The following is a 17,988-nucleotide window of genomic DNA, read 5'->3' on the forward strand; positions in this document are numbered from 1 at the left end:
ACTTTGCCGAAAGTAGTCCTAGCGGCTCTGCTGAGCTGGTCAGAGTGGCGACGTGATCTGTTCTTACCGCAGCGTTCCCCTAGGTTCTGATCATCTCGTCGGGCGGGCAGGCTGTGCCTTGCCGGGCGTCGTCCCCATCGTCAAGTGCTCTCCTTGACGATGGGGAGGGCGGCTGGCAACCCCTTGTGGTGCCCGCCCGACGAGATGATCAGAACCGGACGCAACCAACATCGCTACCGGGGTGATCTTCGCGGCCATCTCGGAGGAAGGGCTCGCCGAAGGCGTCGTTCTTGGTTCTTCTCGAAGGCAACTGTTCTGGGGACGGGAGTCCGCAGCGGTGCCCGAGCTCGTGTGTTGTGCTCGGGTCAAGGTTCTGGAGTCTCCTGCGGTGGGTGGTGAGGGGCCATTCAATAAGGGTTGAGACTGGAGTGCCAAGCCTGAGTTGCCGGGTGGTGGGGTGGGGGGTGCGGGGCGGGGGCGATGAGACCGGCCCCCCGGGGCCGGGCTCAGCGCCAGCCCAAAAAGAAGAAAACCACGGCGAATCGCTAGCCGCTACTGCCCACCGGCTAGGAGAGGGCAACTGCGTCAGCCTTGATCGGGCCATCACTAATCCCGCCCCGCTGCCCCTACGCCGTCGATCTCTGCCATTAGCAGCTTGAGCGTAAGGGAGTGCTTTTCGGGGGGAAGTAGGTCAAGCGCGCGCCGAGCGTAGTCCGTACCTCCGGCCGCGTCGCCTGAGCGAACAAGGGCTAGCCCCCGGTGCATCTCGATGTGTGTGCGGAAGCGCGGGAGGTTCTCGGGGATCACACGTGCCGCTGCGTCCTGCTCCTCGATTGCTCGTCGCTCGTCACCTAGACGGCTGTAGAGCATGGACAGGAACACGTGGAAGCGCCATTCCGGTACTGCGAAGTCAGAGATCTGCTCCTCGGAGCCTGCTACATCAAAAACATGCCGCGCCTCGTTCACCATCGTGCGGACGGTCGCCGCGTCGCCTTTGAAGCCGGCAACGTGTGCCCTGGCCACGAGGGCATTAAGGCGTCCAAGAGTGGGCTTGTCGGAGATCTCTAGGGCTTGGTCCGCCAGTCGGCGCGCAGTCGTCAGTCCTGCCCCTTCGTAAGCTAGAGCAAGCGCGGACCGGCCTCTGACCCACACGCGAGTGTCCTGGTCGTTCGAGCGATCGGCGGCCGTAGCAGCAAGCCCGTACCACTTCGCCGCCTGCTTTGCTCCCGGCGTGGTTTTGCCGTACGTCGTGAGGTAGCGGCTCGCGACCCCCCAGAGCTGCGGGCTACCTAGCTGACCTTGCAGGGTTACAAGATCCGCTGCGATTCTTGGCTGGAGCGAGGCTGCTCCTTCAGTCATATAGTCATGGCCTAGGCCCTCTACGCCCTCTAGCCACGTATCGAGGTCGGGACGCCGGTAGGCGGCATCTGAGAACCCCTTGTAGATCAGTTCAGACGTGGCCATGGGTGCAAGCACCGTAGCCGCTAGCCCGCTGAGTACACCGCGCCGGTTGATCACTTCGCCTAGCTCCCGCTCGTAAGCCAACACGACTTCGGGCGTCAGTACTCGCTCGCCGTGCTCGATGTATCCGAGCATTGACTTAGAAAAGTGAGTACGCCGCGCCATCTCGCGCAGGCTAACGCCTGCTGCCTCACGAGCATTCCGCAAGGCAGCCCCATCAGGCTCCAGATAATCCACGGCTCTCCTAGGTTGTGGACTTGTGTGGACAGCAGGCTACTGCCTCTAGTGAACGTCTCGTAGCACGGTGTAAGCATGAACGAAATCCCACCGGCAATCCTTCCCGGTACAGCAGCGCTCCTAGCGGAACGGCCTCCAACCGCCCCTAACGGCGCATGGGTCGTCGCCGATGGCGGCGTGCCCACGGCAAGCGTCAAGCGCGATGACTGGATCGCAGTTGGCCGCCGGTGGCGGCGGGTGACGCTGTGCACTGAGATCAATGGCGCGGTGGAGATCACCACCGACCCGAAGTCCGATCTCCCCCCCTTGCCCGGCTCCCGGCTTGTGCACATCGCTCGGCCGATCTCCTGTGAGGCTGTTGCGGCGGCGCAACTGCTCGGCTACGGCGTCTACGCGAAGGATGGCAACGATCGGCGGTCCAAGCTGTGACGATGCACGAGAGGTCCTACGCCCGGCACCGTGCGGCGCCCGTTCACAGCCATCGCAGTGGACCACTTGAAATTGCCTTTGGCGGCATGCTGGTTGTTGCGCTGGCGGTCTTCTTCACCTTCATGATCGGCGTGTCTCTCGGGATGCAGCCGTGGCCGCTGTAGAACATGAGTTCCTGCCCCCGCCGGACCCCTCCGAGTGGCTCGGAGATGGTTTGGCCGTCTGTCCGGTCGATTCTCCTGACAGCTTCGGGGAGGTTTCCCAGGACCGGGAAAGGACCCTTACGTGGGACGCGCTGAGGTCCGCTCGATGGTTTATGTCCGACCCCACTACGGACTACGGACCCTGACCGGTGCGTATTGATCAGATACCCCTAGGCACCTGGATGGTGCACAGGGACGGGAGGCGCGGGTTTGTAACGGCGGTCTCAGCCGTTACTCGCGTTCTCTACCTACAAGGCGCAGAGGGCGCGCCGTGGTGCGGATTCGCTGCCGACTGCGAGCGCATCCCCGGTCGGGCGCTTGAGCCGCTGCCCCCTCGACCTATCGAGCCTATCAAGCCCCCCAGATACGGCGCGCGAATACCCCACCCTCGCCGCCCCTGAGACTCCCACCGCCGGACGCTCTGGGGTCGTGACCCCCCTAATGGCGAAGGCGTTCGGCGGTGGGTCAAGCCCCGCCCGCCCGATAGTCGCCCTCGACGCTCGGGCGGGCGGGCTCATGTCCACACTCAAGAAGGGACGATCAATGACCATCGCCGAAGAAAGGGCAGTCGCGCCGATTGTCGCCGCCGACGACTGCGACCCGGATTACGAGTTGCTCTGCGACCCCGACATTCCGTGCGCGCCTGACAACTGCAATCCGGATTGTGTGCCGGGCTACTGCAATCCGGGTTGGCTGCGGAGAGCGACCGGGTTCCTGTGGCTCGACCTGACACGAGACTGCATGCTCCACTGCGGGCACTGCTACAACGAGTCCGGTCCGAACGGGGATCAGAAGCTACTGCCCGTGTTGGGATCATCCGCGAGTCTGATGGAGCCGGGAGAATGGTTCAGCGTTCTGGACCAGGCCATGCGGGCCGAAGTCAGCCTGATTCAGTTGATCGGCGGCGAGCCGACCATGTACGCCGGTTTCAGCGCTGTGCTTGGCCACGCGCTGAATATCGGGCTTAAGGTCGAGATCTATACCAACCTCGTCAGCATCCGCGATGAGTGGTGGGAACAGTTCCGGCACCCCGGCGTGTTGCTGGCGACGTCGTACTACTCCGACGATCCGAAGGAACATCACCGGATAACGGAGCGCGACACCCATCGACAGACCCGCACGAACATCGTTAAGGCTCTGGGGCTCGGAATCCCATTGCGCGTCGGAATGGTGCAGGTGTACCCGGAACAGCGGATCGATGAAGCGCGCGCTGAGTTGGTATCCCTCGGAGTGCCGCCCAATCGGATCCGACTCGACAGGGAACGAGCATTCGGCCGGGGGCAGCGCGATCACGTCGCGTGTGACCCGAACGAGCTGTGCGGGAACTGCGGATTGGGCCGCGCCGCTATCGGGCCGGACGGTACCGTAACGCCGTGCATCATGGCCGGGTGGTTGAAGGCTGGAAACGTCAGGACGGAACCGCTCGAAGCTATCCTGAACGGCGACGGCATGGCGCGGGCGACTGTGACGATTCCGCGCCGAACAAGGACCGATGTGGCATGTGACCCGGACTGTGTGCCTCAGAATCCGTGCGACCCGCGAGACGGCGGCGACGCATGCGACCCTGCAACTCCGCCGTCTGAGTGCAACCCCAAGGGCCAAAAGTAGTAAGGGAAGATAATGGTGAAGACAGACCCGGGCCCAGAATTCTGGGAACTCGTACGCGTGCATACCGGAGAGGTCTACGGCGTTCGGCATACCGAGCATGGTTCGCGGGCGGACGTGACCGCACTTGTCCGAGGTGAGTCCGAGTCGGTCTTCGTCAAGGCTGTCAGGACGGCACGGGGGCAGGGTCATGTGGACTCGATCGAGCGTGAAGCCGCCATCAATGCGTATGTGCCCGCGCCCAAGTTGCTTTGGGTGCTCCGGGAAGGCGGGTGGATCGTTCTTGGCTTTGAAGCTGTTGACGGTCGAGAGTCGAGTTTCGATCCCGACTCGACAGATCTCCCTGCGATCGTGAGTGTCATCGATCGTGTAGCGAGCGCTGAGGTTCCGACGCTGGCACAGGAGTGGGCAGAAACTCGCTGGGATCGGTTCTGCGACGGTACGGATCACACGCTGTTGCGGGGAACCGCTCTCGTCCATGGCGACATCAACCCGAACAACTTCCTGATGGCCGCTGACGGAACGGCAACGCTCGTTGACTGGGCATGGCCGACCGTAGGGGCTGCGTTCCTGACCTCTGCGGGGTTGGTCTCGCAGCTCATTGCGTCGGGTCACAGCGCAGAGGGCGCGGAGGCTTGGGCGGCTGGCTGTAGCTCATGGACAGGGGCCGATCCGAAGGCGATCGACGTTTACGCCACTGCAACCGTCCGCATGTGGCGAAGCCTGGCCAACAACAACCCGGATGCGGGGTGGATACGAGCAATGGTCACGGCTTCGGAAGCATGGACGACGCATCGAGGGGTGTACGCCTAGGCAACGCGTCAGGCATACCGGGCCCCGTCCTCTCGCCAGGAGGACGGGGCCCGCTCGTGTCATCGGCCACGTTGCTTTGAAGCTGGGGCGTGATCCGTCGAGCGCGAATTGATGATGGGTGCGTGAGGAGGCGGCCTGCACTCCGGGCGTGTTTTTGCCCGGTGTGCCGGCTGTCGGTCGTGACGTGTGACCTGCCCATTGCCCAAAAGGGGGATGGGCCATCGTGGGTTTCCGGGGAGGGGTTGCGCCGCCGCCACCTTGAGGGGCTCGGATACCGGACCGGGCCTCGGCATGCCGGGTGCCCCCTGGCTGATTGGGCGCGGGCAAGCGGGGCTTAGTTCTGGTAGTTGGCCGGGTCGGGGTTGGTGGCGGCGGCGCCCGCGCCGTGCGCTGCGAACGGCGCCCCAGCGCCGCATGCGCAAAGCGCATGCGGCGCGGGCGTCGCCGCCGCCAAGAGTCGATGCGTGTCTGCTGGCTGGACCATGCCACAGTGTGGCCGGTGACCCGGTCGGTAAGGGGTGGATTCGGCAGCTGGGGCGGGGTCCAGGGGCGGAGCCCCGGGCAGGGGGCGGGGGGCGGCAGCCCCCTGCGGGGTCCCGAGGGGGCGGAGCCCCCTGGCGGGGGACAGGGGCGGAGCCCCGGGGCGGGGGCGGGGCGGTGGTGGTCGGGGCGCGGAGCGCACCCGGCGGCGCGATGCCACACATGATCTTGCTGCTGCTCGGGTCTTGCTGCTCGGCGCCGGACTGTGTTGTTGCCTGCTGTGGTGGTGGTGTCTGCCGACGGTGCCGCTGGAGCGGAGATGCACCGCGGCCCCGCCGAAGGCGGGGCCGCGGTGCATTGGAGTGTAGGCGGCGCCCGGAGGCAGGCGCCGCCCTTGAATCAGTAAAGACACGTTGCGGAGCCCAATCCCCTATGCCGTGTCAATATGCTGTCATACGGTCAGGATGATTCCATTGCCTGGCGTAGTGGCGCTGGTGACCGCGAAGCGGTCGGCGGGTGCCTCGATCAGTGTGGTTTCCAGGATGCGGCCGTGGGGGTCGGTCATGGTGCGGGTGATGGTCAAAAGTGGTGTGCCGGGTTCGGTGCCGAGGTCGTTGAGTTCGTCGCCGCGTGGCATGCGTGCACTGACTGTGGTGGTGAAGGCAACCGGTCCGTGGCGTACGGCGAGGAGGTGGTACAGGGCTGGGCTGGTGGTGTTGCCGTCGTCGGGATCGGGATCGGGCTGGCTTGGGTCCGGTTCGTAGCCGGGTTCGTCGTCGGCCTCGGTCTGGGTGCCGGGATCGGGTTCGTCGTCGGGGTGCCGGCGGAGCGGTGCCCATCGGCTCAGGTAGGGGTTGTCGGGGTCGTGGTCGTGGGTGCCGGGATCGATGGGGATGCCAATGAGGTGGGCGGGGACGGCTGAGGTGATGGCGATGAGGCGGTGGGTGTGGCGGTGGCGGTAGTGGGCGAACCGGTAGAGGATCAGCGTTTCGGCGTGGGTGCCGAGCGCTTCGGCCTGGTCGCGGGTAGCGGTGGTGATGACGGCGCGGGTGACGCCCTCGGTGCCTTGTGCGCGTAGGCGGGCTGCGTCGGGGTGTTCGGTGTAGCCCCATCCAATCGTGACCGGGTTGAAGTCTTCCTCCAGGAAATCCACGTGGTCGCCTTGGCCAATGGCAATGGTGCGGCGGTCGGGTCTGGGGCGGACGAAGGTGCCGCGTCCGTGGGCGGCGGACAGGAGTCCTTCGCCTGCGAGTTCGGCGATGGCTTTGCGGACGGTGGGGCGTGAGGTGTTGTAGCGGGCAGCCATGGCGACCTCGCCGGGCAAAGGTGAGCCGGGGGCGTAGGTCTCGCGGTTGATGTCGGTGCGGAGTGCGGCGGCGATGGTCTTCCACAGCGGGGTGTCGTCTGCGGGTTCGTCGATGGGATCCGGGGGGGTGGTCACAGCACCCTCCTACACTGGTCAGCCAAAATGTCACCCAACTTGTAGCACAAGTACTGGTAGCCTGTACATGTGAGCCGAGATGTAGCACAAGTAGGTGATTGGGCGGCGTTCGACGATTTCGACAGGGCGTTTCTGGTTCTGGTGACCCAGCCTGAGTACAAGGCGTGGGAACGGCAGGTGCGGGCGGTGGGGGGCTGTGAGAACCCGGTGTATCTGAGGGGGCGCACGGTGACCCGGGATGCGGTATCCGGTGAGGTGCTGGCGTTGTTCTCCTCGGCTTCGATGCCGTGGGGGCGGTTGATGGTGCCGTGTGGGAATCGGCGGTCGGCGCGGTGTGAGCCGTGTTCGCGGGTGTATGCCGCTGATGCATTCCATCGGATCCGGGCGGGGATGGTCGGCGGGAAGGGGGTTTCGGCGCAGGTGGTGGGTCATCCGATGGTGTGGTTGACGTTGACAGCGCCGTCGTTCGGGCCGGTGCACACCACTCGGGCTGATGGGTTCGGCAACGCGTTGCCGTGTCGTCCCCGCCGTGGTGGTCCACAGTGCGAACACGATGTGTCGATGTCGTGCGCTGCCCGTCACGGCTTCGATGATCCGGTGCTGGGCACGCCGTTGTGTGCGGACTGCTTCGACTACGCGGGGGCGGTGTTGTGGAACGCTCATGCCGGGCGGCTATGGCACCGGTTCACCGATGACCTGCGTCGGGTAACCCTGCCGGGTATCAGTGGGCTGACGAAGAAGGAGTTCGCGGCCTCGGTGCGGGTGTCGTTTGCGAAGGTGGCGGAGTATCAGCGGCGGGGGCTGGTCCACTTCCACGGTGTGGTGCGCCTGGACGGCCCGGACGGTCCGGGGACGATGCCCCCGGGATGGGCTACGGCGGCGATGCTGGATTCCGGGATCCGTTCGTCGGCGCAGCGGGTGAAGGTGGTCAGCGCTGACGGCGTTGTGGGGGAACAGGAGTTGGGCTGGGGCGCTCAGGTCGATGTTCAGCCGGTGTTCGCCAGCGAAAGTAACGATGGTTTGGCGGCGGCTCGGGTGGCGGGTTACATCGCCAAGTACGCCACCAAGGGCGCGGAGATCGTGGGCGTGGTGGATCGTCCGGTCACCTGCCGGAAGTGTGAGGGGACGGGGGCGGGTGGGGCGTGCCCTCGGTGTGAGGGTTCGGGGCTGGGGGTGGTGATCGCCGAACTTCCGGTTCCGGCCCATGCCCGGACCCTGATAGCCACGGCGTGGCGTCTGGGCGGCCTGGCGGAGTATGCCGGTCTGCGGCTTCGGCCGTGGGCGCATCAGTGCGGGTTCGGGGGGAACTTCTCCACGGCTTCCCGGCTGTACTCGATCACCCGGGGCGCGCAGAAGGCTGAGCGGGTCGCCTGGCAGAAGGAACGCGCGGCCAAGGACTCCGAGGACGCGGCGATGATGCTGCCGCCGAATGCGATAACCGACCGGGAGTGGGAGTTCGCCGGTTCGGGCTGGTCAGGGGTGGAGGCTGACGTGGCTGCCGGGATCCGGGAGCAGAACGCCTTCAACCGGGAGATGGCCGCTGAGGCGCGGACCGAACAGGCGTGGTACGGGACTGACGGGGGCGAGGCATGAATGATGAGCCGTTGAGCGCTGAGGATGAGGCGTTGCGGGCGTGGGCTGCGGTCTGGGCGCAGCGTCTTGCGCCGTGGTCGGATGAGAAGTGGCGGCGGGTCAACACGGTTCTGGGCCGCCGCACGCGTACCGGCAGAAAGGGCGGGTCACCGTCACAGACGGATTGACTCCCGAGGTGGGTATCGGGGCGTGGGCATCGGTGAGGTGCAAGCGGCGGGTTCGGCCGGCGGCGCGGCCATCGACGGATCCGGGACGCGGATGGATCGTGCCGCGCGGCCGGCCGGTTCCGCCTGGTGACCGGAGCCAGCATCGGGGCTGTTCTCGCCAGTGGCGGGTGGGTGAGGCGGGAATGCCGCGCAGATAAGGGCGCGCCGTAGGCGTCCGCTAAGCAGTTCGGGGCGGGTGGGTGGGATACGCGACCGGCGGCCACCCTCCCAAAGTTGATCATGCAAGAGGGGGCCGGTCCCGCACCGATAGGTGATCATCGGTGCGGGACCGGCCCTGCCGGTCGCCGGGGGCTGTCAGGAGGCGTCGACGGGTTCGAGCCGGTCCATGGTCGTCATGCGCCGTCCCCGTCCGGCCGGTTTCACGATCACGGCGGAGAACGCCTGTTCCAGATACGCGCGCTGCTCGGTCAGACTCAACCGGCCCTTGCGCCAGTCCGCCCCCAGGGTCGCCGGGATGTCGCGGGCGGCGGCGTTGGCCTTCATGTGGGCGTTACGGTCCTTGAGCAGGGCACGCTGTTCGGTCTCGTACTCGTGCAAGTCGGCGTAGTACCGTTCCGCCGTCAGCCGTCCGGCCTTGCGCGCGGCCTTGGCCGCTGCCATGTCCTCGGCCACCGCCTTGAGCCGGGCGGCACCGGTCCACGGCGTCGGGGCGACGGTGGCCTCCCGCGCGGCGGCTGCCCGCTCATAGACGGCAACCGCCAACTCGATCAGGGCCTTGTCGGTGTTCGGGCCGTCAATCTTAATCCCGCCGCATCCGCCCTTGCCCTTGGAGTGGCACCCATACCAAAAGTAGCCCTGCGGCTTGCCCGCACTGGGCGGGGCCTTCATTGCGCGCAAGGCCGTGTCGCACCGGCCGCACCGCAACGTCCCGGTACCCATGTACTTGCGCGTGTTGGACCCCGCCCCCCGCACCGGGGCCTCCCCGATGATCTCCAGCACCGCCGTCCACTTCTCCGGGGTGATCATCCGCTTCCACTGGCCGATCACCGGGTCCCCGTCAGCGTCCAGGAGCGTGCGCACATGCCTCGACCCGCCCTCGGACTCCGCGCCGTCGTCGCCGACCACCGTGAACATCCGGTACCCGGCCATCCGGGGGTTACGCAGCACCGCTTTGAGCCCCTCGGCGCGCCATGCCTTGCCCCGGGCGGTCACGATCCCGTCCCGATTCCACTCGGCGCAGATCACATACAGGCTGCCGCCGTTGAGCAGCTCGTACACCGCCGCACGCAACAGCCGGGCCTCCGGCGGGTTCAACGTCCGCTTGTCCTCACACCACCCGAACGGCCGCGTCCCCCCGGTCGGGATGCCTTCGCGCTGCAACGCCTGGTGCTTGCGCTTGACCCGCCGCCCCGTAGCGGCGCTCTGGGCGTTGTTGAACGCCGTGACCACCCGGGCGTTCGTCCGGCCAGACTCGGTCGTCAGGTCCAGCGCCCCGGAGTTGTCCAGGATCGGGCGGCCGAACCGCTGCACCACATCGATGGAGTCCTCCAAGTCGCGGTTGTCCCGCGTGAGCCGGTCCAAGTCCGGGCAGATCAGCCCGTCCAGCCGCTCCCCGTTCGGCGCGACCCCCTTCCGCAGATCGGACAGGGCCTTGCGGTAGACCGGGCGAATCACCCGGTACTCCACCGTGCCATCCTCGGCCACCACCCGCCGCCGCTTGTAAGCAGAGGTGTGCGGCTCGTCGTAGACGAACACCACCTTCCCGCCCCGGGACTCGATGTTCGCTGTGCAGTCGGCTATCTGCTCGTCGCGGTTGTTGATGTCCAACCCGGTCCTCGGTGCCTGCCGCGCGGCCTGGTCATCGGTGCCGGACTCCTTCAGGTGCCTACGGCGGCGCGACTCGTTCGACAGCCGGGCCAGGATCGCGAAACTCAATCCAGCCAGGTCACCAACGGTATTACGGGCCGAGGGGAGCGTCTTCGTGTTCATACTTAGATGGTACATCCGAATAGGTGCTGCCTGGCGGTGCACGCGGCCCACCTGCTGTCGGACCGCTTCCCGGACGGACAGCTGTACCTCGACCTGCACGGCCACACCCAGGGCATGTCCCCGCGCGACCCCGCCGACGCGCTTGCCGCCCTGCTGGCGTCGCTCGGCGTTCCGCCCGGCGAGATCCCGGCGGACCCGGACGCCCGGGCCGCGGCCTACCGGGCCCGCCTGGCCGGTACCCGAACCCTGATCCTCCTGGACAACGCCGCCGCCGAGAGCCAAGTGCGGCCCCTGATTCCCGGCCAGGCCGGCTGCCTGGTCCTGATCACCAGCCGCAAACGCCTCAAAGCTCTGGACCAGGCCCGCGCCGTGGCCCTGGACGTGCTCCCGGAGGCGGACGCGGTCGCTTTGCTGCGCGCCCTCGTCGAGGTCGAGCCCGCGCGCGCCCCGGCCGAGGACCCGGGGTGGCAGCAGATCGCCGCACTGTGCGGGGGTCTCCCGCTGGCGCTGCGCATCGCGGCCGCGCTGATCCGCCACCGCCCCGCCTGGACCCTGGCTCATCTGGCCGACAAGCTCCGGTCCGGACCGCTGGACCTGGGCCCGTTCACCGATGGCGAGCGGGACCTGTCGGCGGTGTTCGACCTGTCGTATCAGACCCTTGCCGACGATCAGCGCGATCTGTTGCGCCGCCTGGGTTTGGTGCCAGGGCCGGATACCGACGCGTACGCCATCGCCGCCCTCCTCGACGTCCATCCGTCGCGGGCCGAACAGCTGCTCCAAGACCTGGTCGACCACCATCTGCTGACCGAACCGGCCGCCGGCCGCTATCGGATGCACGACCTGGTCCGCGCCTACGCCCACGGCAGGGCCAGGGCCCTGGACCCCGAACCCGAGCGTGCCCTCGCCCTCGGCCGTCTGCTGCACTACTACGCCCACACGGCCCAGACCGTCTCCCAGGCCATCACCCGCTTCCCGCGGCCCGAACCGGGCGGACCCGCGCCCGCGCACGTTCCCGACCTGCGCGACCCGGACACCGCCCGGGCCTGGCTGCGTGCCGAACAGCCCAACCTCGACGCCGCGTTCACGTACGCCCACACTCACGGCCTCGACGACGACACCGTGGCGCTCGCGGCCGGACTCGCCGACGTCCTCCACACCGACGGCTTCTGGACGCGCGCCCTGGACGTGCACCACATCGCCGCCCAGACGGCCGACCGCCTGGGCCGACCCGGCGCGCACGCCACCGCCCTGACCGATCTGGGGCGCGTGCGGTCCCTGGTCGGGGACAATCAGGGCGCCGACGACGTTCTGAGCCTGGCCCTGGACATCTGCCGCACGGTCGGCAGCCGTAGTGGTGAGGCCCATGTCCTGACCGATTTGGGCCGGGTGCGCTTCCAGACCGGGGACTTCCCCGAGGCTTGCGACTCTCTCAGCCGCGCTCTGGAGATCTATCGCGAGATCGGGCAGTCGACCGGCGAGGCGCAGGCCGACACCCTGACCGAATTGGGATGCGTCCGCACCCACATGGGGGACTTCTCCGGAGCCGATGAGGTGCTGAATCAGGCCTTGAAGATCTACCGCGACGTCGGCGGCCGCGCCGGCGAGGCGGATGTTCTGCTGGAGTTGGGCCGCGTCCGACTCCATATCGGGGGCTTCGCGAGCTCCGACGAGACGCTGACCCGGGCTTTGGAGATCTATCGCGAGGTCCGCGGCCGCAGCGGCGAGGCCGACGCTCTGAAGGAGCTGGGCCGCGTCCGACTCTACGTCGGGGACTTCGTACGGGCCGAGGAGGCGATGACTCGGGCGCTGGAGATCTATTGCGAGATCCGCAGCCGGAGCGGTGAGGCCTACACCCTGACCGAGCTGGGGCGCGTGTGGTCCCAGATCGGCGACGATCCGCGCTCCGACGACGCCTTGAGCCGGGCCCTGGAGCTCTATCGCGAACTCGGCGACCGCACGGGTGAGGCGTATGCCCTGACCGAATGGGGACGCGTACGACAGCGGATCGGCGATCTGGGCGGAGCCGGCGACGCACATGCCAGGGCCCTGAAGATCTACCGCGAGAACGGCGGCCGCAACTGCGAGGGCGTCGCCCTGACCGAATGGGGACGGGTGCGCCACGAGATCGGTGACCTTCCCGGAGCCCTTGACGCCTACGCCGAAGCCTTGGAGATCTTTCGCGAAGCCGGCGCCCAGGGCAACGTGGGCTGGGAGTTGAACTACTACGCCGCGGCCATCGCCGCGTCCGGCGACCGTCCGCAGGCCCTCGCCCTGTACCGGCAGGCGCTGGCCATCAACCGGGAACTGAGCAAACCCGACGACGAGGCGATCTCGCTCGAAGGCATCGCAGACCACTACCTGGCGACCGGCGACGCCCTCGAAGGCACGGCGCACTTGCGGCAGGCGCTGGCGATCTATCAGCGTCTCGGCATGAACGACGACGCCGGCCGGGTTCAGCTCCGCCTCGCGGGACTGGACGCGCCGGACGGCGCGTGCCACTTCGACCAGGCGGAGGACAAGTAGGAGGAAGCACCAGCCGCCCTGCCGGGTCCGGAGCAGCGGGACCACCCACGCCCGCCGCGCATCGACGCCGACGTCAGCGACACTGCGGACCCTCCTTCCGGAAACTCAGCCCACGACCACGATCGACTAGGCGGCCGATACCGAGTCGCGTAACCTGACCGATCGTGCGCAGAGTCGTAGTCGTCGGAGGCGGGATCGTCGGTCTGGCCGTGGCCCGGGAGCTGACCGGGCGCGGGCTGGACGTCACCGTGCTGGAGAAGGAGTCCGGCTGGGCCGCGCACCAGACCGGCCACAACTCGAACGTCGTCCACGCCGGGCTGTACTACAAGCCCGGCTCGTTCAAGGCCCGCATGTCCGTGGCCGGCAACCGCTCCATCGTGGACTTCGCCCGGGAGCACGGCGTGCCCGTACAGGTGTGCGGCAAGCTCGTCGTCGCGACCGGCGTCGAGGAGATCCCGGCGCTCGACGTGCTGGCCGAGCGGGCCGAGGCCAACGGGGTGCCCGCGAAGCGGATCACGCCGGCGCAGGCCCGGGAGTACGAGCCCGAGGTCTCGTGCGTCGCCGCGCTGCGGGTCGAGTCCACCGGCATCATCGACTACCCCGGCGTCTGCGCCGCGCTGGTCCGCCTGCTCGGCGAGGCCGGAGCCGACCTGCGGCTGAACAGCGCCGTCCTCGGCATCCGGGCCGGCCGCACCGGCGGCGTGGAGGTCGCCACCGCCTCCGGCGTCCTGCGCGCCGACGCCCTGGTCAACTGCGCCGGCCTGCACTCCGACCGGATCGCCCGCCTGGCCGGCCTGACCCCGTCGGCCCGGATCGTCCCCTTCCGCGGCGAGTACTACGAGCTCAGACCCGAGCGCCGCCACCTGGTCAAGGGCCTGATCTACCCGGTCCCGGACCCGACCCTGCCGTTCCTGGGCGTCCACCTCACTCGCATGCTCGACGGCAGCGTGCACGCCGGCCCGAACGCCGTCCTGGCCCTCCGCCGCGAGGGCTACCGCTGGACCGACTTCTCCGCCAAGGACCTCGCCGAGGTGGCGGCGTTCCCCGGAACCTGGCGCCTCGCCCGCCGCTACGCGATCCCCACCGGCCTGGACGAGATCCGCCGCTCCTTCTCGAAGAAGCGCTTCGCCGCCAGCCTGGCCCGCCTCGTCCCGGCCGTCACCGAGCACGACATCGTCCGCCACGGCTCAGGCGTCCGCGCCCAAGCCATGCGCCCCGACGGCTCACTGGTCGACGACTTCCTCATCGAGACCGCACGCGACCAGGTGCATGTCTTGAACGCGCCGTCGCCTGCCGCGACCAGTGCGTTGGAGATTGCTCGGTACATTGTGGATCGGGTGGTTTAGGACAGGGCGCGCCCCCGACGCCACTCGCGCCGAAGACACGCCCCTGCCCCTCACCCCGCAGCCACCCGTCCGGCCGTGGCCGCGGCCGCGCCCTACCCCGCAGCCGTCACAGTGACCACTGTCTCGGCATCCGAGTACTGACCCGAACTATCCGTCACCTCCACCCCGATGACATACGTCCCCGGCGACGTGTACACGTAGCTCGCGGTCGGGCTCGTCGACGCAGGCGGAGTGGTGGTCTGGTATCCGAATGTGAACTGGTAGCTGGCGATCGGATTCGATCCCACGATCGTCCCTGACGCGTTCGCCGTCACCGGTGTTCCGGCCGCCACCGTCGTCGCCGACAGACTCAGCTTGGCGGTCGGGGGAGTGCGGCCGATGGTGGGTTCCATCGCGATGGTCGTCGTGGAGCCGGGGGACAGGTGGTAGCCGATCGTCGATACCGGCGCGGTGGGGGTGGACTTGCCCGGGTAGGCGATCAGGCCGCCGTACTCCGTCGCCCCGTACAGGTCCGGGTAGCCGTCGCCGTTGACGTCGCCCTCGCTGAAGATCTCCGGGGTGGTGAAGACGCCGGTGGAGCTGACCGCCTGGCCGGTGGCGGGGGTGCCGAGGTTGCGGGGCCAGCCGGCGGCGTCGAAGGTGATCTTGTACTGGTACAGGGCGCCGGTGGTGTTGTCGCGGGCCCACAGGGTCGGCACGCCGTTGACCGGTCCCGGCGCCAGCAGGGTGACGCCGTTCCAGCCGGAGGTGCCGAGCTGCACGGCGGTGCCGAGGAAGTACGGGCTCTGCTGCCCCTGGTAGTACCACAGGCTGCCGTTCTCGACGGTGAGCAGCCCCGGCGAGCCGTTGTCGCAGCTCGACGGCGCGGTCAGGCCGCAGGTGCCCGGGGTGTCGCCCTGGTAGAAGTCCCCGACCGCGACCATCTGGGTCAGCCCGGACCAGTCGGTGTTGTTGTAGCCCGCGCAGCTGCCCGTGGACGTGGTGGCACAGGCGGTGTTCGGGCCGTCCGGCGTGGTCGGGCTGGTGTTGTTGGCATCGGTGGCGACGTTGGCCTTGCTCAGCTGGACCACGTTGCCCGGGTTGGTGAACGGGTTGGCTCCCGTGTTCTTGTTCAGGAACAGCCCGTGGCTGACGGTGTCGTAGGCCCACAGGTCGTCGACGCCCGCGTTCGCGAACGACCCGCGGTGCGACACCAGGTACTTGTCCCAGCCGTTGCCCCTGGGGCTGTGCGCGGCGTCGCTGAGCACGGTGGGCGGCAGCGACGGGTCCGCGCCGCCGTTGTAGGCGACCAGGTTGCCGGCCGTGGTGGTGGCCGCGATGTCGGGCACGCCGTCGCCGGTGAGGTCACCCGCCCGGACCGGCGAGAGCTGGTTCCAGGGCGCGTAGAACGAGTACTGCGAAGTCGCGGAGACGTTGCCCGCGTTGTCGACGGCCTGCACGTACAGCGTGTGCGGACCCCAGGCCGTCGGGGTGATGGTCAGATTACCGGTGCCGGCCGCAGCGAACTGCGTCCCGGTGTCGCCGATCGAGCCGTCCAGGATGTAGTTGTAGCCGCGGAAGCCCGAGCCCGGCGCCGGGTCCGAGGCGCTCACCGAGAACAGCCCGGCCTGTCCGGCCTTCTTCGGGCTCGGCGTGGAGCTGCCCGCCGGCAGGAAGTCGGAGGACTGGACGATCGGGTTCGACGGCGGCGAGATGTCCACCGTGAAGCCGCAGTAGTGGGCGACCGGGCTGGTCGCGTATCCGTCGTCGGCGTTGACCTGCCAGGTGTACTGGTGCCCGTCGGTCAGCGCCGGGGTCGTGACGGTGGCCGTGCCGCCCGAGCCGCCGACGGCGGCCGAGTCCATGAACCACTCCTTCCCGCCGGACACGGTGTGGTCGTAGAACTCGAAGTGCCCGTGCACCTGCGCCTGGGCGAGCGGGCTCGAAATGCCGGCGGACAGCTGCGCGGTGCTCTGGCCGCCCCAGTTGGCCCGCGACAGGTAGCCGGTGAGGTTCCCGTCGCAGCCCTGCCACTGCGTGCCGTCGGAGCGGACCGGCGCCGGCGCGGCGACGGTCGTGGTCGGGGTGTTCGGGGCGACCTCGTAGACCGTGACGATGCTCGGGTCCTCGTTGAACCCTTCGAGGCTGTGGCTGCCCGGGGTCTCGTCGCCGATCATCACGAAGGTCCAGTTCGACCAGCCCTTGGCCCGGGCCGTGGTGATGGCGCCCAGCACGTCGAAGTCGCCGGGCACGGTGCCGCCGGCGCACGGGGTGGTGCCGCCGACCGACTTCAGGGTCTTCGACGTGACCGCCGGCGTGGTGTAGGCGGGCATGGTGTTCCAGGTCACGCTGCCGATGTTGGACCCGGTCGTGTAGATCGAGATGGTCTCGCTGCCGCGGCCGCAGGCGTTCCAGGCCGAGTACACCTCGTTGATCTTCAGGGTGGCGGACTTGACGATGTAGTTGGCCGCCAGCACGTTGCTGGTGCTGATCTGGAAGAAGACCCGGTCGGCGCCGACGCACGAGTCGAAGTCGTTGTAGCCGACGCTGAGCCAGCTGCGCGACGTGTCCTTGGTCGCCGTCGGGCAACCGGACCGGCCCTCGCCGTTGAGCAGGGTGCCGCCGCTGACGCTGGGCAGCTGCCAGGTGGGGTCCAGGTACAGCGGGTAGGTCGGCGCGGACGTGCCGAGCCGGCTCAGGTCGCCGACGAGCCCGAGCCCGGAGGCGTCCACGGCCATCGGCAGGCGGCCGCGGTGCGCACCGGATCCGGGCCGGTCCGCTGAGGAGGCCGGTCCGACCGCGTCGATCGACTCCGGGCTGTCCTGCGGCCCGGTGACCCCGGTCGCGGAGTCCCAGAGCTCGGCCGGCGGCGCCGACCACAGCGTCCGGCCGGTCTTGGCGTCGGCCGCGAAGAGGTTCCCGCCGGCGTCCTGCGTCAGCTTCAGGCCGTGCAGAGCGGTCGAGAACCGCAGGTTCTGCGCGGTCTGCGCGGCCGCCGGGTCGTGGACGGTGAAGACCTCGCTGAACCCGCCGGAGCGCGCAGCGGTCACCACCAGGTCGATGCCCGGGTAGAGGCCGGTGTAGGTGGCCGTCGGGCCGGACAGCGTCGGCGCGGGCAGGCGGCCGGGCAGCGACAGCGCCATGCTGTGGCCGGCGCCGTCGTCGACGGCGACCACCGGTCCGGTGCCGCCGCCGGAGAGCACGAGGCGGTTCGGGGTGGCCGTGGTCGCGACCGAGCCGTCGGGCTGGACGCGCAGCGTCGGATCGATGTCCCGCCACCCGGTGGCGGTGCGCATCCGGTCGGCCTGGACCGAGGTGCTGGTGGTGAAGGTGCCGTCCGGGTTCGCGACGGTGGTCGACGTCTCGGTGGTGAGGGCGTCGACCGGCGCCGGCTTTCCGGTGCGCTTGGCCGTGGCCGCCGCCGCGGTGTGCGGGTCGGCGGTCTGTGTGGCCGGGGCCGCCGGGGCCCCGGAGGCCGTAGCCCCGGCGGTGGCCGTCGCCGCCGGCCGCACAGCCGCCGCGGCACCGTCCGGCACCGCCAGCGGCCCGGCCGCGACCGTGATCGCGGCCAGTGCCGACCCGGCGCGGGTCGCCCACCGGATCCGGGTCCTGATCCCGTTCCCTGTCCTTCGTCGTAGTCCGGAATTTACGCGCTGCACAAAAGCCTCCCCGCCGTCAGAGTCCTGTCACACGCGGCGACGTCGATCGCCCGCACCCGGGGT

The 17,988-nt window shown here is 68.6% G+C and carries 11 protein-coding genes; 7 read left to right on the top strand and 4 right to left on the bottom strand.

The genetic code is table 11. The annotated features are described in order from the left end of the window. Positions 1-606 precede the first annotated feature (606 nt). Entirely contained in the window at positions 607-1,689 is a 1,083-nt protein-coding gene (locus ABD481_RS03955; protein ID WP_425559109.1) for a helix-turn-helix domain-containing protein, read from the bottom strand. Positions 1,690-1,773: 84 nt separating this feature from the next. On the opposite strand from ABD481_RS03955, the gene ABD481_RS03960 reads away from it, so the two are divergent. The 4 genes from ABD481_RS03960 to ABD481_RS03975 all read left to right on the top strand — a co-directional run bounded on the left by ABD481_RS03960 (position 1,774) and on the right by ABD481_RS03975 (position 4,748). Then, positions 1,774-2,127, top strand: a complete 354-nt coding sequence (locus ABD481_RS03960; protein WP_344664111.1) for a hypothetical protein — start codon at positions 1,774-1,776, stop codon at positions 2,125-2,127. A gap of 2 nt (positions 2,128-2,129) precedes the next feature. After that, positions 2,130-2,291: a hypothetical protein gene (locus ABD481_RS03965; RefSeq protein ID WP_344664112.1), complete on the top strand. Its 162-nt coding sequence runs from the start codon at positions 2,130-2,132 to the stop codon at positions 2,289-2,291. Between the two features lie 582 nt (positions 2,292-2,873). Then, positions 2,874-3,938 carry a radical SAM/SPASM domain-containing protein gene (locus ABD481_RS03970; RefSeq protein ID WP_344664113.1) on the top strand — a complete coding sequence of 355 codons (1,065 nt, stop codon included), beginning with the start codon at positions 2,874-2,876 and terminating at the stop codon, positions 3,936-3,938. Positions 3,939-3,950: 12 nt separating this feature from the next. Continuing rightward, positions 3,951-4,748, top strand: coding sequence for a phosphotransferase (locus ABD481_RS03975; RefSeq protein WP_344664114.1), 798 nt, complete (start codon positions 3,951-3,953; stop codon positions 4,746-4,748). 931 nt (positions 4,749-5,679) lie between these two features. On the opposite strand, the gene ABD481_RS03980 is transcribed toward ABD481_RS03975, so the two are convergent. After that, positions 5,680-6,669, bottom strand: a complete 990-nt coding sequence (locus ABD481_RS03980) for a GntR family transcriptional regulator (protein WP_344664115.1) — start codon at positions 6,667-6,669, stop codon at positions 5,680-5,682. Between the two features lie 141 nt (positions 6,670-6,810). On the opposite strand from ABD481_RS03980, the gene ABD481_RS03985 reads away from it, so the two are divergent. Next, on the top strand, positions 6,811-8,262 hold the full coding sequence (locus ABD481_RS03985) for a replication initiator (protein WP_344664151.1): 1,452 nt from the start codon (positions 6,811-6,813) through the stop codon (positions 8,260-8,262). Positions 8,263-8,783: 521 nt separating this feature from the next. Here ABD481_RS03985 and ABD481_RS03990 read toward each other — a convergent pair. Continuing rightward, a complete protein-coding gene (locus tag ABD481_RS03990; RefSeq protein WP_344664116.1) occupies positions 8,784-10,418 on the bottom strand; it encodes a recombinase family protein in 1,635 nt (544 codons plus the stop codon). Positions 10,419-10,454: 36 nt separating this feature from the next. On the opposite strand from ABD481_RS03990, the gene ABD481_RS03995 reads away from it, so the two are divergent. Together ABD481_RS03995 and lhgO are read left to right on the top strand one after the other, a co-directional pair. Next, positions 10,455-12,941, top strand: a complete 2,487-nt coding sequence (locus tag ABD481_RS03995; RefSeq protein WP_344664117.1) for a tetratricopeptide repeat protein — start codon at positions 10,455-10,457, stop codon at positions 12,939-12,941. A gap of 164 nt (positions 12,942-13,105) precedes the next feature. Then, the gene (lhgO, locus tag ABD481_RS04000) at positions 13,106-14,287 is read left to right on the top strand and encodes an L-2-hydroxyglutarate oxidase (protein WP_344664118.1); all 1,182 of its coding nucleotides are present in this window, start codon (positions 13,106-13,108) and stop codon (positions 14,285-14,287) included. Positions 14,288-14,379: 92 nt separating this feature from the next. Here lhgO and ABD481_RS04005 read toward each other — a convergent pair whose 3' ends face one another. Continuing rightward, positions 14,380-17,925: a PKD domain-containing protein gene (locus tag ABD481_RS04005; protein WP_344664119.1), complete on the bottom strand. Its 3,546-nt coding sequence runs from the start codon at positions 17,923-17,925 to the stop codon at positions 14,380-14,382. Between the last annotated feature and the right edge of the window lie 63 nt (positions 17,926-17,988).

This window comes from Catenulispora yoronensis (assembly GCF_039531695.1).
Lineage (GTDB): Bacteria > Actinomycetota > Actinomycetes > Streptomycetales > Catenulisporaceae > Catenulispora > Catenulispora yoronensis.